Raw genomic sequence first — 16347 nt, 5'->3', positions numbered from 1 at the left:
AACACTGGAAACTTCATTGAGCCATACCATGCCAGGTTGCCGTTTCAAGACGGTCAATTGAGCCGACAGATCCTTGTAGTACAGACGTTTGCCTTCGTTGTAGTACGCATCTGTCTTGAGGCGTAAGCCCCAATTGTAGACAAAGCGAACACAACCAAACGTCTTGGCGAGGATTTCTTTCTGCTCTTCGGTCGGATAGAAACGGTATCGGTAGGCTCTCTTTTTCAACATACTTACGTTGTACCATATACAGTGTAAAAACGAAACAACTTTCGCCTAACGGCGAGCGCCTTATATCCCCAGAGCTAAAGCTCGGGGTCTTACGGCGCATATTGATAAATGGCGTAAAGTTCCCCGTCATACCGCGGATCGCCAGATCGTTCCGGTCCCCCATCCGCAAAGCCGACAATTCGTCCCAGGGTGTCTTCGACAACGAACATCGCGTAAGGATTCGTCGGGTCTGCGCTTTTTTGCAGCCGCTCTCGCAGCCCCTGTTCTCGGCTCACATACGAAAGGCTGTCCAAGAACGCGTCAGATACGATTCCCCGATAGGTGCTGCGCCAGCTGTCCACGTTGACCTTTGCCACCTGCGCCGCGTCCGCAATCACGCCTTGGCGAATCCTGTACCCGTGTATGGGCATCGGCTTCAACATCGACATCCCCTCTCCCCGACCACTATCCTTTCGCCTCCATAATCCGTACAACGAATCTGAGGCAAACAGTTCAATGCGCTCGATGCCGCGCAGGTGAGGCACGCACTTATCCGCGCCATTCCCCGAATCACAAACCACTCGAACCCCCTGGACAGAGGACAAAGCCAAAAACTCCACTCGCGACAACAAGGCCGACTCCCAAACCCGCAACAGTCTGCAGACCGGAAGCCAGCCTTGTTACAGTCAAGGGCACGTCAGGGGTAGGCGAGCCAATGGGAAACGGGGTGCAAACACGCCGTTACCCATCCGCCTGCATGCCTGGCCGCGCCTATCCAATTGTCGCCCCTATCCCATTCTAGAATCGCCCTCAGCCAGGACACCTCGTCCGCTTACACGTCCAGGTCATCGCCGGCTGTGGCCACCGCCTTACCCTGCTGAATCGCAAGCTGCCAGCGCAGGTAGGCGTCGATGAACGGATCGAGCAAGCCGTCGACCACCGCCTGGACGTTGCCAATCTCCTGCCCAGTCCGGTGGTCCTTGACCAGTGAATACGGGTGAAACACGTACGAGCGAATCTGGCTGCCCCAGGCAATCTCCTTCTGCTCGCCGCGCAGTTTCGCCATCTGCTCCTCCTGTTCCTGGCGCTTCTTCTCGGCCAGGCGGGCACGTAGAATGTTCATCGCCCGCTCGCGGTTTTGAATCTGCGACCGCTCGCTTTGGCAGGTGACGACAATCCCGGTCGGCAAGTGGGTGATACGCACCGCCGAGTCGGTGGTATTCACGTGTTGTCCGCCGGCGCCGCTGGACCGATAGACGTCAATGCGCAGCTCTTCGGGCTTGATTTCGATGGTGTCGTCCTCGTCGATTTCCGGGATGACATCCACCGATGCGAACGATGTATGGCGGCGCCCGGAGGCGTCAAACGGAGAGATGCGCACCAATCGGTGCACGCCCTTCTCCGCCTTCAGGTAGCCGTAGGCGTTGTGCCCCTTGATGAGCAAGGTGACGCTCTTGATGCCCGCCTCGTCGCCGGGCAGGTAGTCCAGCGTCTCCACCTTATAGCCCTTGTCTTCCGCCCAACGCGTGTACATCCGAAGCAAAATGGCCGCCCAGTCCTGCGACTCGGTGCCGCCTGCGCCCGGGTGCAACTCGACAATAGCGTTGTTCGCGTCGTAAGGGCCGGAGAGCATCAGCTGCAGCTCAAACTTCTCGATGTCCTTTTCAAGGGCCGCCGCCGCCTCGTTCGCCTCGGCGAACAGGTCCATATCGTTCTCCTCGGCGGCCAGCTCAATCATCACTTCCAGGTCGTCCTTGTCCGATTCGAGCTTGCGCATCTGTTCCACGTTGCCGCGTAGGCTGTTGACTTCGTTGATGACCTTCTGCGCGGCAGACTGGTCATCCCAAAAGCCAGGTTCCGCCATCTTGGCCTCGAGTTCGGCGATTCGCTGCTCCTTGGCAGCGACGTCAAAGAGACCTCCCGATTTCCGCTAATCGCTTAGCCATATTTTGCGCTTCGCTGCGCAGTTCCCCAAACGTTTCTGCCATCAACATTCACCTCGAATGTAAGTTCTTAGTTGCCTTGCAGGAGGGCGATCCGCCCGCACCTATGACAGGGGGCTGCCGGCGAGTTCACAGTGGTCGACGCCGCAGGCTGCGACTTGCGCCCGCGCGTTGGGCGCGCTGTACAGCTCAGCCGCCCTGAACCGGAACCGTGTCGTGAATCGGGACCGGCTGCGGGGTCATCGAGATGCTCGCCTTAAACACGTAGAGGATGACTTCCTCTTCGATGCTGCGAATCATCGCCTCGAACATCTCGTAGCCCTCTTTTTGATAAATGACGAGCGGATCGGCCTGACCGTAGGAGCGCAAGTGTACACCCTGCCGGAACTGATCCATCGCGTCGATGTGGTCCATCCACTTGGAGTCCACCGTGCGCAGCACGACGACCCGCTCCAAGTCGCGCATGAACGGACCCAACTCCTCCTCGCGGGCGTCGTAGTTCTGGTGCAGGATGTCGTACAGCTTCTGGCGCAGCTCATCTCGCTCCAGCCCGCGCACGTCTTCCGCCTTGACCTGGCCCGGGTGAAGGAAATGACGCTCGCCAAAGGCGATAAGGGCATCCAGGTCCCAGTCTTCCGGCACCTGTTCGGTCGAGCAATAGACCTCCAGCATGTGGTCAATCAGGTCTTTGCCCATCCCTTCCACTACATCACGCAGGTTTTCCTGCTCAAGGATCTGCCGGCGCTGGCGATAGATGACCTCGCGCTGCTTGTTCATCACGTCGTCGTAGCGCAGGACGTGCTTCCGGATGTCGTAGTTGTTTGCCTCGACCTTTTTCTGCGCCCGTTCCATCGCGCCGGTCAACATCTTGTGGTCAATCGGCTGGTCTTCTTCCAGACCCATCCGGTCCATCATCCGCTTAATATTGTCCGATCCGAACAGCCGCAGCAGGTCATCCTCCAGCGACAAGAAGAATTGGGAAGAACCCGGGTCGCCTTGACGTCCGGATCGCCCGCGGAGCTGGTTGTCGATGCGCCGGCTCTCATGCCGCTCTGTACCAATGATATGCAGACCGCCGAGCTCTGCCACGCCTTCTCCGAGCAGGATGTCCGTGCCACGGCCGGCCATGTTCGTCGCGATGGTTACTGCGTGCTTCTGGCCGGCGCGGGCAATGATTTCCGCCTCGCGCTCGTGCTGCTTGGCGTTGAGCACCTGGTGCATGATGCCGCGGCGCTTGAGCAGACCGGAGAGCAGCTCGGACTTGTCGATAGACGTGGTACCGACCAAGACGGGTTGTCCCTTTTCATGACGACGGACAATCTCCTCGACCACGGCATTGAATTTAGCCCGCTCGGTCTTGTAGATGATGTCCGGCAGGTCCTGGCGGATCATCGGCCGGTTGGTCGGGATGACGACGACGTCCATGCCGTAGATCTCCTGGAACTCCTTCTCCTCCGTCTTGGCGGTGCCGGTCATGCCGGACAGCTTCTGGTACATGCGGAAGTAGTTCTGGAGCGTAATCGTCGCCAAAGTCTTGGTCTCGTTCTGGACCGGTACACCCTCTTTGGCCTCAATCGCTTGGTGCAGACCCTCACTGTAACGGCGGCCCTGCATCAAGCGACCGGTGAACTCATCGACGATAATGACCTCGTCGCCTGCCACGACGTAGTCTTTGTCCCGCTTCATCAGCCCGTGTGCCTTGAGGGCTTGGGTGATGTGGTGCATGAGCGCGACGTTGTCCGGATCGAACAAGTTTTTCACGCGGAAGAAGCGCTCCCCTTTTTTGACGCCGGAATCGGTGAGGTTGACGGTGCGCATCTTCTCGTCGACTTCGTAATCGTCCGGATTCAACCCGCGCACGAACAGGTCGGCGCGGAAGTACAGGTCCGCCGACTTTTCCGCGGGACCGGAGATAATCAGCGGCGTGCGCGCCTCGTCGATAAGAATCGAGTCGACCTCGTCGACGATGGCAAAGTGCAGCGGCCGTTGCACCATCTCGTCCAACGACATGACCATGTTGTCACGCAGATAGTCGAAACCGAACTCGTTGTTGGTGCCGTATGTGATGTCTGCCTGATACGCTTCCCGTTTGGCGGCCGCGTCCATACCTGCGATGTTGAGGCCGACACTCAGGCCGAGGAACTGGTGCACGCGCCCCATCATCTCGCTGTCGCGCCGCGCCAGGTAATCGTTCACCGTGACGACGTGTACGCCCTTGCCGGTCAGGGCGTTCAGGTACGACGGCAGGGTGGCGACCAAGGTCTTACCTTCACCGGTCTTCATTTCCGCCACCTTGCCGTGATGTAAGACGATGCCGCCCATCAGCTGCACGTCGAAGTGACGCTGGCCGAGCACCCGCTTCGCCGCTTCACGGACGACGGCGAAGGCCTCCACAAGCAAGTTGTCGAGCTTTTCTCCCTGCTCGAGACGGCTGCGGAATTCATCGGTCTTGGCCCGCAGCTCCTCGTCGCTAAGCCCTTCGATTTGCGGCTCTAGGTCGTTGATGCGGGCGACGACTTTGCGCATCCGGGCGATTTCGCGTTCATTGCTGTCAAACAGTTGCTTCAGGACTCCCACCCGAAGGTCACGCCCCTCTCTGTGCGTGGGCCCCGCAATCGCCCCATCGCGGCGGGTGCCGGAGCCCAACATCTCCTAGCATACGATTGTACAGGTCACGAACGGGAATCACAACCGTCAGGAGGGTTCTTCCAATTGAGGTGGGTAGCGGAGCCGGTTTACCGGTGGCTTTCGTGCAAATCCGCGAAAACACAACACCCACCCGACTGTTCAGGTGGGCGCTTTCGTACCATCGATTCGCAGTCATTGCGGCTCAATCAGCCCATAGTTGCCGTCGCGTCGGCGGTATATCACGTTCACCTCTTCGGTGTCCGCATTCGTAAATACAAAGAAATCGTGGCTCAAGAGTTCCATTTGCAAAACCGCCTCTTCCACGTCCATCGGCTTGATGGGGAAGCGCTTGGTCTTGACGACGCGCAGCTCTTCGTCATCCGTATGGCGGCGGGCGGTTTCGTATCGGGAGGATTTAATCTGCGTACGCAGACCCTGTTCGCGAAAGCGCTGGTTGATCTTCGCTTTATAGCGGTTGATCTGCTGTTCTAGCTTGTCGACGACGAGATCGATGGACGCGTACATGTCCTCCGACTCCTCTTCGGCCCGAAACAGCACACCGTGCAGCTGCAGGGTCACCTCGACGCGGTGTTGGTTCCCCACCACCGACATCGTCACGTGCGCCTCTTTCTCAGGTGGAGTGTCAAAGTACTTTTCCAGGCGACCAAGTTTCCTTGCGGCGTACTCTTGAAGCGCGTCCGTCACTTCAATGTGGTCACCACGTACTTGTACGTGCATATGAAAACTCCTCCCTTCGTAACCCAATTATATCACGATCCCGCCCACGACACCATAATTCTCAGATAGTTCCGTCCGATAGAATGCCCTCTGTTCTGCCCTCCAGCAGGCGCCGCACGCCTTCCGGCGGAATCTCTTGCACGAGTTGCCCCGTACGCACGTCAATCACGTTCACAAAGAGCCGATTCGCCTTATCATCGTATTGAAACTCGACCCGCATCTGGCGCGGTGCCAAGTGCTGATTGACCGCGTCAATGGCTTTCTGGAGCGTGGTCCGATTCACTTCCGCCTGCGCGCTGTCGGTGACAGCGGGCTGCTGGACTTGGACTGGGGTGATAAAAGGAACCGCTGTCGATGCAACTGCATCGGCGTTTGTCGCATGTGAAGTGTCGGATGCATCCCCCGTTTGCGACCGCCAATCGGAAGGGGTGAGGTGCTGCGCGTAAGTGGATAACCAGGAAGTATTGGGGTGCCGAATGTCCATTGAGGTCCTCCTTTACAGGCAAACCATGGCTTCGAAACCGACCGAATTACCCCTTTTGATTGATACGCATGCCGGGTGGGATGACCATCCTCCCGGCCTGATAGGCGGAGGTAAAACGCAATGAACGACTGACTCGGGAGAGTCGCTCCTGCAAATCCCCCTGGACCGCCCGCAGCCGTTCACTCAACTCCTCGGTCTGCCGCGCCGCGGCGTCCATCCTTTCCATGACAGCGGCCGCTTCACGACGAATCCGGGGGGTGGCATGGTGCGCCAGCACGGGCAGGGAACAGCCGTCCGGCAATCGTAGCTCGCGCAGCATCCGGAACGCCTCGTCCCGCCGTGTCAATACCCCCAAAATGTCTTCGACCCGGTCGGCAAAGCGCTGCCCGTCCGTATCCGTCGCAGGCAAATCGGATAAAACACGCTCGCCAAGCTCCATCATCTCGTCTAGGCGCCTCTGCATCTGCCACAAAAAGAACCGGACCTGTTCTGTATCCATATGTATCGACCGCTCCTCTTTGACCAGCGGCGCACCGCGTACCGCCCAACGCCTCCCGTTCCCCTCTGGCGCAAATCCGCATCTATCTACTCTAGAATCCCTACCCCATATTCAAGGTTGTCCAAATACCCAGTACAAACTCGCCGAGGTTCCCGTTCATCGACGTGCCGTCTCTCAGACCGCTCGCGCTATGTTCACTTAATGGTCGCCTGAGAACAGCACGCCGCTCTCCAGCAACTTATCGGCCAAGTTTTCCAAATTGAGAGGCTGGCCGGACTGAAACACCCGCTTCAACGCCGCTACCCGATCCGCCCTTGCCCCGGGGTCCGAGGCACGGTTCGTCACGTCGCTGGTCGATACGCCGCTCTTTGCCGCAGCCGTCGACAGCCTGTCCTGTACGGCGCCTATCGGCTGTGGCGCCTGCGCCCGTTCCGTCGGTCGTTGCCGAGTCGATGTGCTTCCCTGCACCCGTTCAGCATCGAACCCCAGTCCGGACCCCCAGCCGGTATCTCCAATCCGCATGGTTTCACCACCCGTTCACTTCTCTCTTTATATATCGGAACTCTCGCGCGAAACTTGCACCCTTTCCTGAGCGCTTTCTACCCTTTATCCGATTACCTCTATCCTGAAAGTCGCCACGAGCATTTTTCTCTTGCTGATGGTGCCGCCCCGGCGGGATGGGAGTCTAGGTCTTCGTTATACCAAGTTTTGGCGTTCGATCCCATTCGTTTCATTCATCATCGCCCGCAGCTTCGCCAAGGCACGGCTGTGGATGCGGGAAATCTGGGACTCGCTGACGCCCACCACTTCCGCCGTCTCCTTCATCGTCAATTCCTCGACGTAGTAGGCGTATAACACCTGCTGCTCGCGCAGGCTAAGCTTGGCCAGGGCGCGCACCAATTCGGTTCGCGTTTCCTGCCAATCGAGCGTCGCCTCAGGGCTTATGTCGTCCCGCTCGTCCGCCACGTCCCACTGGCCGGCCTGCTCCAGTTCATCCACCGACCACACGGACGTCCAGGCACACTCCGCCAGCCACGTCTGGTACTCTTTTTCCGAGAGCCCGAGGTGCGTGCGCACCTCTTCATCGCTTGGCGACCGCAGCAACTTCTGGCTGAGCTCGTCCACCGCCTGATGCAGGTGCCGCTGTTTATCCCGCAGGCTGCGCGGCAATTGTCGTTGGCGCGCCACTTCATCCAGCATCCGCCCCCGAACGCGGCGGCTGGCGAACACCGCAAACGGCACCCCGCGCGATGCGTCATATCGGTCGAGCGCATCGTAGAGACCCAGGATTCCGGCGTTGACCAAATCCCCGTATTCCAGCTGGCCATCCTGGCCAATCGCCGCCAGCACCCGACGCGCCATGCGATAAACAAGGCCCAGGTTTTCCTCAACGACCTCCTGGCGGCGTGTCTGCTGCAACTGACGATACACGTTGTAAGGCGTCGCCACACTCCTGCCTCCCGCTTCACGCCCCTAGCGCGAATAATAACCTCGCCGATAGCCTCGCGGCTGTTCCTTCTGCGGCTTGTCCATGTCCTCATCCGCACCCGTGCGCGTTGCATGGGTGAACATCTGCGAGAGTTCCCGCGTGCAGCGGGCGCAAAAACGGCCGACCTGAGTCGGCGCTCCGCAGCGCTCGCAGGTGTAAGTGAAATTCGGGTTGTCGCGGAGAATCAAGCGGCCCGACTTCACCATCTCAATCATCAAGTCCAAATCGACGCCGGTGGCTTCGCTGGTCTCTGGCATCGTGGCAAACCTGTGTTCACGGAGATACGCCCGCACCTTCTCGAACGCCGCGTCCTCCTCCGCGATGCACGCCGGACAGATGTCGCGCCGAACACGATTGAAGATGCGGCCGCACCGTTTGCAGTTGGCAATCGGCATGAAACCTCCCACCCTGCTATCAAGTCGGAACGCCCGGACTGTCCACCACAGCCGGACATTCATCGAAAATCGTTGCGAAAACATTTCCACTTTGGACTGCCATTTTCCTGCTCCATTCGACAAAAAAGACCCTCGGGCGCGAGTAATTCTGGAAACTCCCTCAAAGACCTCGGCCGTTCTGCGGGCGAGCGGATTCCATCAGCGAACCCGGGCGATGGCCGCCCCCGCCACGTGCGTTGCGCCCGCCTGATAGAGCGCGTCCACACATGCCGCCAGGGTCGATCCGGTCGTCACAATATCATCGACCACCAGCAGGTGCACATCGCCGATGCGCCCGCGGATAGTAGGATCAAAAAGCCGGTCGGATCGGACACCAAATTGGCCTGCCACGCTCGCGGCGCGCAAGGCGGCCGACTTGGCGGTCTGCGACTGAGTGCCGCCCGCTGCTGTATCCGGATACCGCATTAAGCCCGGCCATAGGCCGATGCCCGTCCGCTCGGCCACCTGTTCGGCCAACATCAGGACGTGATGGTATCCTCGCTTCTGCATCCGATCTGGAGAGGTCGGAACAGGAACAATCCGCCATTTTCCCCTGTCGACAGGAGAGACAATCCGTTGCACCGCCTGTTCGACAAAACCGGCCAACCAAGGCGTTAAAGCGAGCACCCCGTCGTATTTCCAGGCCCGTATCAACGCCGGAATGGCCGCCTCATACACGGTGCCGCAGGCCACCGGAACGCGCAAGCGTCGGATATGAAGATACCCGGTCCAGAGGCTGGAGGACACGTCCGCCAATTGTTGGGCGCAAAACAAGCAAAAGCGAGGAAAATCCGACTCAGGGCTGGCCGGCAGCGGGCGGTGACAGAGGGGACAGATGGGATCTGATTGCGGATAGAGCCAGGCGCACGCATCCTGAAACAGCCGATTAAGGCGAAAGCGCAAGGTCAGGCGCGCATCCGCGCCCGCGCCCAGCCGTGCCAGCCAGTCGGTCGTCGAGAAAGCGGCCGTTTTCATCCTTGGAGGTCGCCTATGTGAAGACGCCCCCGGAACGCGGGGCGCCAAGTCAGGTACGCCCTTCCAGCAGCCGCGGATAGTAGACCAACGCCAACACGCCTGGCCCAGTATGGGTGCCGATAACGGGCCCCAGCTCGCTGACCTCAGCCTCGATGTTCGGGTAACGCTGGACAAGGTCTGCGCGCAGCTTCTCGGCATCCGCAAGCCGCTGTGAGTGTACCACCCCGACTTGCAGCGGGCGGCCGGCCTGCGCGTCCCGGTCAAACTGGGCGAGCATGCGTTCCATCGCCCGCCGATGCGTGCGGACCTTTTCGAACAGGTCAATCTTCCCTTCGCGCATCGTCAAAATCGGCTTAATCTGCAAGAGCGCGCCAAACGCAGCCGCCGCTCCGCCGATGCGGCCGCCCTTATGCAGGTATTCGAGCGTGTCGATGACAAAATAGGCGTGCATGTCCGTCAACTCCCGCCGCCATAAGTCCAGCACATCTTCCTTTGTACCGCCTTGCCGAGCCAGGGCGATACCATCCAAAAGCGGCCCCGCAATCCCGTAGCTGGCAATCTGCGAATCGACGACCGTCACATCCCCATCAACCATGCGCGCCGCCATCTCCGCCGAGTGGAAGGTACCACTCAAGCCACTCGATAGCAGGAGACACAAGACGCTGTCATACTCCTTCAGCAGTCGTTCAAACACCGCCGCAAACTCTCCCGGAGTCGGCTGCGAGGTGGTCGGCAGTTTGTCGGCCTGCGCCAGTCGGGTGAAAAACGCCTCCGTCGTCAGGTCCACCCCTTCCCGGAACGATTCAGAACCAAAAAGCACGGTCAGCGGCACGACTTCCAGCCCATCCTGCCCCGCTTGTTCTGGTGTCAGGTATGCCGTGCTGTCGGTCACAAACGCAATCTTTCCCATCGTTCGTCCTCCATCCACTTCTTACTGGGCTTCCTGCCCGGGAATTCCGAACCCCGTATTTGCCAAGGATGTATTCACCTTTTATGAATTAATATCCTTCCCTATATAGGGCTAGGATTTCTGGCCAACTTACTGTAAAATTCCATTAGTATTCTGTCTTGTCTCTTGTTTTCCCTTGTATTCTGTCCATCCGGTTGATCCCTTCCTGACATTGAGGTCAGAGCTTGAGACAAGACTCCGAAAGGTTGGTGAAGCTTCCACATGACCTCCATCGGCGCAAAGGTCCGTGAAATCCGACAACAGCGAGGTATGACACAAGCGGAGTTGGCAAACGGCATTGTGACCTCCAGCATGATTAGCCAGATTGAATCCGATAAGGCTCGCCCATCCTATGCCTTGCTGTGTCAACTGGCCAATCGCCTGGGAACGTCTGCCGAATACTTTCTGGGCGAGCTCGGCGACCACTACACGCCCACGACCATGCTGCGAACCGCCGAATATTGGCTCTTGGTCGGCCAGCCGAAAAAGGCCCTGGAAGCGCTGAACCAACTGCCCGTTCCAGACCCACCCGGCTACGACTATCTGGAATACCACCTGCTGCTCGTGCAAGCCCAGAACATGTTGGGGCAGTACACGCAGGCCGTACCGCTGATTGAACGTTTACGCGAATACGCTCTGCAAACCCAGGAGCAACGCGCCCTGTTGCGCATCCACAAAGTGTCCGGGCAGGTTGAGTATGCCATGAACAACCCGGACGGGGCAATGCATGAATGGGAAAACGCGGTCCTTCTTGGAGAACGTTTAGCCGCAGATTCGGAGTATTCCCACACCCAGTTGGAAACCGAGTTAACCGAAGTTTACCTTTGGCTCTACCAACTCTTGCACGAACAAGGTCGGACGACCGAAGCGACCGCCTGGGTTGAACGCGCCCTGCGTCGCGCCCCGCGCTTGACCGGGCTACACAGCCTGGCCGAATCCCTCGTCCAAGACGCGGACAGGGCTCTAGCCCGCAACGACCCGGGCGGAGCGCGCGCCTTGATGGACCAGGCGGTTGCCTTTCTGGAAGCGGCGCGACACCTGGAGGGTCAACTCCATTTAGAATCTCTAGGCAGCACAAAGCCTTCTTGGGCCTCTCCCTGGCTGCGTGCAGGGCTCGCCATTGCCAGTGATGGACAATCGCTGGTTCAAATCGAGCTGCACCTCGTGGAACGGTTGCTCCAGGAAGGACAGTATCAGGCTGCACTGGAACGCATCGAGGAGTGTTGGGCCTCCTTCCCTTGGCCGTTTGGTGACCAATCCCGCTCCGAGGCCAAACCCTCCGTCGCTCTACGCCTACGGCTTTTGCGTGCTCGGGCGTGGTATGGAATTGGGGACGTGGAGCATGCCTTGCAAGAGGTCATGCAGGTCGCCGAATCGGCAAAACGAGATCATGACATAACCGCCATGCTCGACGCCTACGAGTATCTTTTACAGTGGCTTTTGGCCAGCGAAACGGTCGATACGGAGACTGCGCTTCTTTGGAGCGTACGCGCGGATGAACTGATTGACGAACTCAGTGGCAGAATCGGGTCATGTCCTCTGTAATTTCCCAGGGCGCTGAGTGGGCCCGCAAATCGTAAATGCAACCAAAAAACGGCTGGGCAAGGCAGGTCTGTTCCAAGATTCTCCGGACCTCGTCCTCGCCAGCCGCCGTTTGCCAATCAATAGACTCGTTCTCTGCTGCCAGACGTTCGAGAATGCGTGGGGTATCATCCCCGGAAGTCACATCAATGACCACAATGCGCCGTGGGCGATTGGACCAGGCCGTCCGTAGAGACAGTGACCGCAGCATTCCCTCAATGTGGTCCTCCGCATTTTGGACCACCAGAACAAACGTCAGGGCACTGCCCCGCCATTGCCGCTTGAGGCGTTGTGTCACCTGCCAGACCAGAACCACCGCTCCGTATAAGGCAAGGCCCCAAAAGACCAAGGCTTCCACCATGGTCTCACCCCCTACGGCAGTATATGCCTGCGCAAAAAGGGAGGAACCCTGCAGGAAGGCAGTTATCGGAATCTCACGAAGGTATCCAACGCCGCTTCATGGCCAGTACAACCGCCTGCGTCCGGTCGCTCACGCCCAACTTCGAGAGGATATTCGAGATATGGTCTTTGACCGTCTTTTCGGTAATTCCCAACGCCCGGGCAATCTCGTCGTTCGACTTGCCCTGACCAAGCTCGCGTAGGACATCCATCTCTCGGTTGGTCAAAATTTCTTTCCAGCCGTCGCTAAGCAGCGCTAGATTGTGGAACTGCGAAATCACGGTCTGTGTCACTTGCGGGTGTACCATCCCCCGCCCGGCAGCCACTTCGCGAATCGCACTGACCACCTCGGTGACCGATCCGTCCTTGACTAAATACCCTGCGGCCCCCGCCTTTAGGGTCTCGAGAACGTATCCTTCATCGTCATACATACTGAGGATGATGATTTTGAGCTGCGGATACTTTTCCTGCAGCTTGCGGGTGGCCTCAACGCCATTGAGAATCGGCATGTTGATGTCCAGCAAAAGCACGTCCGGTTGGACAACCTCCAAACCCGCGACCGCTTCCGCCCCGTTCTTCCACAGGGCGATAACCTGCAAATCCGATTCGTAACTTAAAACTTCATGCAGGGTTTCGCGGAACTGATCATTGTCATCCGCGATAGCCACGCGAATCGGTTGCCGTATCTGCAAGCGTTTCTCCTCCTTCGTAGCCGCTATCCGTCATCCGCCCTCCGGCGGCACCCCCCCGCCTGAGTGGCACCTGAATGACCACCTCGGTTCCCCCGCCCTCCCGCTGGCGAAGGTCGAGCCTCCCCTGCAGCAGATAGAGCCGCTGATTGGCCATCGTCAGCCCAATCCGTCCGGACGCCAACCAACCTGACCAATCTGCTTGCTGGATGCCAACGCCGTCGTCGCGGACGCGGACGCAAAGGGTATCCGGCCCGTAAACCGCGAGAATATCGACCCGGTGGGCGTGCGCGTGCTGATGGACATTGTGCAACGCTTCTTGCACGGCCCGAAACACTGCCATTTTCTCCGCCGCCTCCAGCGGCGCCTCAATGCCAGTCAGGCGCACCGTGGCCAACAGCCCGGTCCACTCCATCCACTGTTGCACATACCGGCGCAAAGCCGGAATCAGTCCGAGGTCGTCAAGCAGAGGAGGATGCAGGTCGAACGCAATCCGGCGCAAGTCATGAATCACGGCGCGCAGTTGATGCTGCACGTTACGTTTGGTTTCTTCTTCCAACTGACAGTGGCTTTCCAGTCGCATCGCCACGCTGGCCAGCGACTGCATCGGCCCGTCATGCAAAACCTGCGCCAACCAATGCCGCTCTTCCTCCTGCATCTGAAGCATTTGAAAACCGAGCATCAATTGGACCTTCGCGGACTCCAGGGTGCTGGACAGCCCTTGAAACCCAGTGGCCAGATAATCGCGGACATGGTCAAACTTCATCATCAGCACTTCTGCCTGGTGATAGGTCACCTGCATCATTTTCAATTGCCGGGCGAGATCGTCACGTCGACAGCGCAGGTGAGTTTCTCGTTCGCGCCAGCGCGTCAATTCCGTCTGCGCCGCTTCCGCCTCGGTATAGGCCTGACGCATCTTCGCCTCTGCCTGCGGACCCGTACTGCGGCTGACCTCTGCCAAGCGGTTGCGCGTCTGCCGAGCCTCAACCTCCAAGGCCTCCACCCGCGCGATGGCTTCTAGGCATGCCGTTTTCATCTCGGCGTATTCCGACTCGATGCGTTCCAACTCCCGGGACGTGGATTCGACAATCAATCCCACTTGACCCCGCCCCTCAGCGATGGCTGCGAGTGTCTTATGGATAGCCTCCTGCAACGCAGCAATGTTGGGATTCAACTACACGTCGCCCTTCCGTTGTACGTGGTCTGTTCTCGGAACTGTTTTTGTAGATACGGGAATTCATAGCAGTCTATGAATATTTCTGGATATCCCGTTGTTTTTCCTGCCACGCGGCGACGAAAAAACGGCGCCGACCGGTTTCCCGGAAGGCGCCCAAACATGGGGTAAGGGTGATGTTATATCGTTCGCTGAGCCATCTTCATTTGTGGGGGTGCCACAATCGTTTTTACTCCCTAAGTCCGGACAACCTCTTGTGAGTGTCCGGAAAGGGGTTAGGTAAGACCCGAGCAGTGCGAGGAAGCAAGCCCAAAATGCGAACCGAGCGTACGTTTTTTGGTACGTGAGGGAGCATTTTGGGCGCTGACAAAGCAATGCGAAGGGGAGTTCTAACCCCTTTCCGGACAACCTTACAGCGACTTACGCAAAACCTCGGCCTTATCCGTCCGTTCCCAGGGCAAATCCAGGTCCGGACGGCCGAAGTGCCCGTACGCCGCCGTCTGGCGGTAAATCGGACGGCGCAAGTCGAGGTCGCGGATGATGGCCGCCGGGCGCAGGTCAAAGTGCTCACGAATCAGCTGGACAATCTTTTCTTCCGGGATGACGCCAGTACCGTACGTATCGACAGAAATGGACACCGGACGGGCCACGCCAATGGCGTAGGCCACTTGCACCTCACATTTGCGCGCCAGACCCGCAGCAACCACATTCTTGGCGACGTAGCGAGCCGCGTAAGCCCCGCTCCGATCTACCTTGGTCGGGTCTTTGCCCGAGAACGCCCCACCGCCGTGACGGGCGTAACCACCGTAGGTGTCCACGATGATCTTGCGGCCGGTCAAGCCGGCGTCCCCTTGCGGGCCGCCAATCACGAAACGCCCCGTCGGGTTGATGAAATACTTGGTATTCGCGTCCAACCACTGCTCAGGCACGACGTGGCCGATAACATGCTCTTTGATGTCGCGCTTAATGGTTGCCAGCGTGGTCTCCTCGTCGTGCTGCGTGGAGACGACAATCGTGTCAATACGGACCGGCTTGTCCCCTTCGTATTCCACCGTGACCTGGGTCTTGCCGTCCGGCCGCAGATACGGGAGCGTTCCGTTCTTGCGCAATTCACTCAGCCGACGCGCCAATTTATGGCTCAGAGAAATCGGCAGCGGCATCAACTCTGGGGTCTCGTCACAGGCAAACCCGAACATCAACCCTTGGTCGCCGGCACCAATAGCGTCCAGTTCCGCATCGGTCATATTCTTCTCGCGCGCTTCCAGAGCCTCGTTGACACCTGCCGCGATATCCGGTGACTGTTCGTCGATGGACGTAATAACCGCACAGGTCTCCGCATCAAAACCAAACTTCGCTCGTGTATAACCAATCTCCGCAATCGTGCGGCGAACAATTTTCGGAATGTCGACGTAACAACTGGTGCTAATCTCACCAGAAACCAAGACCAAGCCAGTGGTCACCGATGTCTCGCAGGCCACGCGCGCGTTCGGATCGTCCGTGAGGATGGCATCCAACACGGCGTCCGACACTTGGTCGCAAATCTTGTCGGGATGACCTTCGGTCACCGATTCAGACGTAAACAAGCGACGTGCCGCCATCGTAGTTCCCCCTTCCCGGATGGTGGATCACGCCAAATGGTGCCGGAACCTGGGTCCGGCCCTCGGAACATCTCCGAACTTGACGGCAATCCGTGTCCAAAACACCGTAATGGTATTATATTCGACTGCTTCCGTCAATGAGATTTCGACGGAGTGAAGGTATGTACACAATCGAAAGGCGAGACCCTATCATGAGGCCTCGCCTTTGTCAACACGGATTTCATTTTTCGTCTTGCTTTCCGCCGGCCATAACGCTCATCATGCACTGCCTGACGATCCGCCGTTGGCCAGCATCTGTTCTGCATAGGCGACCAGACGCGCCGTAATGTGACCGCCGACCGCCCCCGTATCACGGCTGGCAATTTCACCCCAGTAATCCTCGCTGCCCTGGTAGACGGGTATGCCGAGTTCGTGGGCAATCTCATACTTCATATCGTCGAGCGCTTTGTGGCAGCCGGCAACGACGTGCGTCTTGCTCATCCACCAGCACCTCCCCAGAAGGTCAGCGGTTTCGCCGACGTACTCCTAGGGTATGCACGGCGCCCCATCCACACACG

Annotated in this window: 18 protein-coding genes; 1 reads left to right on the top strand and 17 read right to left on the bottom strand. The window is 58.7% G+C overall.

Going from position 1 to position 16347, the window contains the following annotated elements; translation table 11 throughout:
* The 12 genes from H522_RS0113695 to H522_RS0113640 all read right to left on the bottom strand — a co-directional run.
* Positions 1 to 231: helix-turn-helix domain-containing protein (locus H522_RS0113695; RefSeq protein WP_026962763.1), on the bottom strand; the 231-nt coding region annotated here is incomplete at its 3' end.
* An 89-nt stretch (positions 232 to 320) separates the two neighbouring features.
* Positions 321 to 839 carry a GNAT family N-acetyltransferase gene (locus tag H522_RS20665; RefSeq protein ID WP_155836444.1) on the bottom strand — a complete coding sequence of 173 codons (519 nt, stop codon included), beginning with the start codon at positions 837 to 839 and terminating at the stop codon, positions 321 to 323.
* 203 nt (positions 840 to 1042) lie between these two features.
* Positions 1043 to 2198 (bottom strand): peptide chain release factor 2 gene (gene prfB / locus H522_RS0113685; protein ID WP_155836442.1). Its coding sequence is split into 2 segments (ribosomal slippage): positions 1043 to 2119 and positions 2121 to 2198, totalling 1155 coding nucleotides; the frame shifts between segments, so codons are not numbered across the junction.
* 144 nt (positions 2199 to 2342) lie between these two features.
* On the bottom strand, positions 2343 to 4730 hold the full coding sequence (gene secA / locus H522_RS0113680; protein ID WP_026962761.1) for a preprotein translocase subunit SecA: 2388 nt from the start codon (positions 4728 to 4730) through the stop codon (positions 2343 to 2345).
* 243 nt (positions 4731 to 4973) lie between these two features.
* A complete protein-coding gene (gene hpf / locus H522_RS0113675; protein WP_026962760.1) occupies positions 4974 to 5519 on the bottom strand; it encodes a ribosome hibernation-promoting factor, HPF/YfiA family in 546 nt (181 codons plus the stop codon).
* A gap of 61 nt (positions 5520 to 5580) precedes the next feature.
* Complete coding sequence (locus H522_RS0113670; protein WP_026962759.1) at positions 5581 to 6003, bottom strand: flagellar protein FlaG; 423 nt, start codon at positions 6001 to 6003, stop codon at positions 5581 to 5583.
* A 46-nt stretch (positions 6004 to 6049) separates the two neighbouring features.
* A complete protein-coding gene (locus tag H522_RS0113665) occupies positions 6050 to 6502 on the bottom strand; it encodes a hypothetical protein (protein WP_026962758.1) in 453 nt (150 codons plus the stop codon).
* Positions 6503 to 6700: 198 nt separating this feature from the next.
* The gene (locus H522_RS0113660; protein ID WP_026962757.1) at positions 6701 to 7024 is read right to left on the bottom strand and encodes a flagellar biosynthesis anti-sigma factor FlgM; all 324 of its coding nucleotides are present in this window, start codon (positions 7022 to 7024) and stop codon (positions 6701 to 6703) included.
* A 174-nt stretch (positions 7025 to 7198) separates the two neighbouring features.
* Positions 7199 to 7951, bottom strand: a complete 753-nt coding sequence (locus H522_RS0113655; RefSeq protein WP_026962756.1) for a sigma-70 family RNA polymerase sigma factor — start codon at positions 7949 to 7951, stop codon at positions 7199 to 7201.
* A 24-nt stretch (positions 7952 to 7975) separates the two neighbouring features.
* The gene (locus H522_RS0113650) at positions 7976 to 8386 is read right to left on the bottom strand and encodes a TIGR03826 family flagellar region protein (protein WP_026962755.1); all 411 of its coding nucleotides are present in this window, start codon (positions 8384 to 8386) and stop codon (positions 7976 to 7978) included.
* 198 nt (positions 8387 to 8584) lie between these two features.
* On the bottom strand, positions 8585 to 9400 hold the full coding sequence (locus H522_RS19490; protein WP_051344277.1) for a ComF family protein: 816 nt from the start codon (positions 9398 to 9400) through the stop codon (positions 8585 to 8587).
* 49 nt (positions 9401 to 9449) lie between these two features.
* Positions 9450 to 10310, bottom strand: a complete 861-nt coding sequence (locus tag H522_RS0113640; RefSeq protein ID WP_026962754.1) for a DegV family protein — start codon at positions 10308 to 10310, stop codon at positions 9450 to 9452.
* 261 nt (positions 10311 to 10571) lie between these two features.
* Here H522_RS0113640 and H522_RS0113635 point away from each other — a divergent pair, with 261 nt between their 5' ends.
* Complete coding sequence (locus H522_RS0113635) at positions 10572 to 11894, top strand: helix-turn-helix domain-containing protein (protein ID WP_026962753.1); 1323 nt, start codon at positions 10572 to 10574, stop codon at positions 11892 to 11894.
* Here the strand turns inward: H522_RS0113635 and H522_RS0113630 are convergent.
* From H522_RS0113630 to H522_RS0113610, 5 genes are all read right to left on the bottom strand, one after another.
* Positions 11863 to 12291 carry a glycosyltransferase family protein gene (locus H522_RS0113630; RefSeq protein WP_026962752.1) on the bottom strand — a complete coding sequence of 143 codons (429 nt, stop codon included), beginning with the start codon at positions 12289 to 12291 and terminating at the stop codon, positions 11863 to 11865. The two genes, H522_RS0113635 and H522_RS0113630, sit on opposite strands and share 32 nt — an antisense overlap.
* Before the next feature lie 73 nt (positions 12292 to 12364).
* Positions 12365 to 13021 carry a response regulator gene (locus H522_RS0113625; protein WP_026962751.1) on the bottom strand — a complete coding sequence of 219 codons (657 nt, stop codon included), beginning with the start codon at positions 13019 to 13021 and terminating at the stop codon, positions 12365 to 12367.
* Positions 12981 to 14192, bottom strand: coding sequence for a sensor histidine kinase (locus tag H522_RS0113620; protein ID WP_026962750.1), 1212 nt, complete (start codon positions 14190 to 14192; stop codon positions 12981 to 12983). The genes H522_RS0113625 and H522_RS0113620 overlap by 41 nt, the downstream gene beginning before the upstream one ends.
* A 410-nt stretch (positions 14193 to 14602) precedes the next feature.
* Positions 14603 to 15790, bottom strand: a complete 1188-nt coding sequence (gene metK / locus H522_RS0113615) for a methionine adenosyltransferase (RefSeq protein WP_026962749.1) — start codon at positions 15788 to 15790, stop codon at positions 14603 to 14605.
* A gap of 258 nt (positions 15791 to 16048) precedes the next feature.
* Positions 16049 to 16270, bottom strand: a complete 222-nt coding sequence (locus H522_RS0113610; protein ID WP_026962748.1) for an alpha/beta-type small acid-soluble spore protein — start codon at positions 16268 to 16270, stop codon at positions 16049 to 16051.
* Positions 16271 to 16347: the final 77 nt, after the last annotated feature.

The organism is Alicyclobacillus herbarius DSM 13609 (assembly GCF_000430585.1).
Classification (GTDB): domain Bacteria; phylum Bacillota; class Bacilli; order Alicyclobacillales; family Alicyclobacillaceae; genus Alicyclobacillus_G; species Alicyclobacillus_G herbarius.
This window is presented reverse-complemented; position numbering and strand designations above follow the sequence as displayed.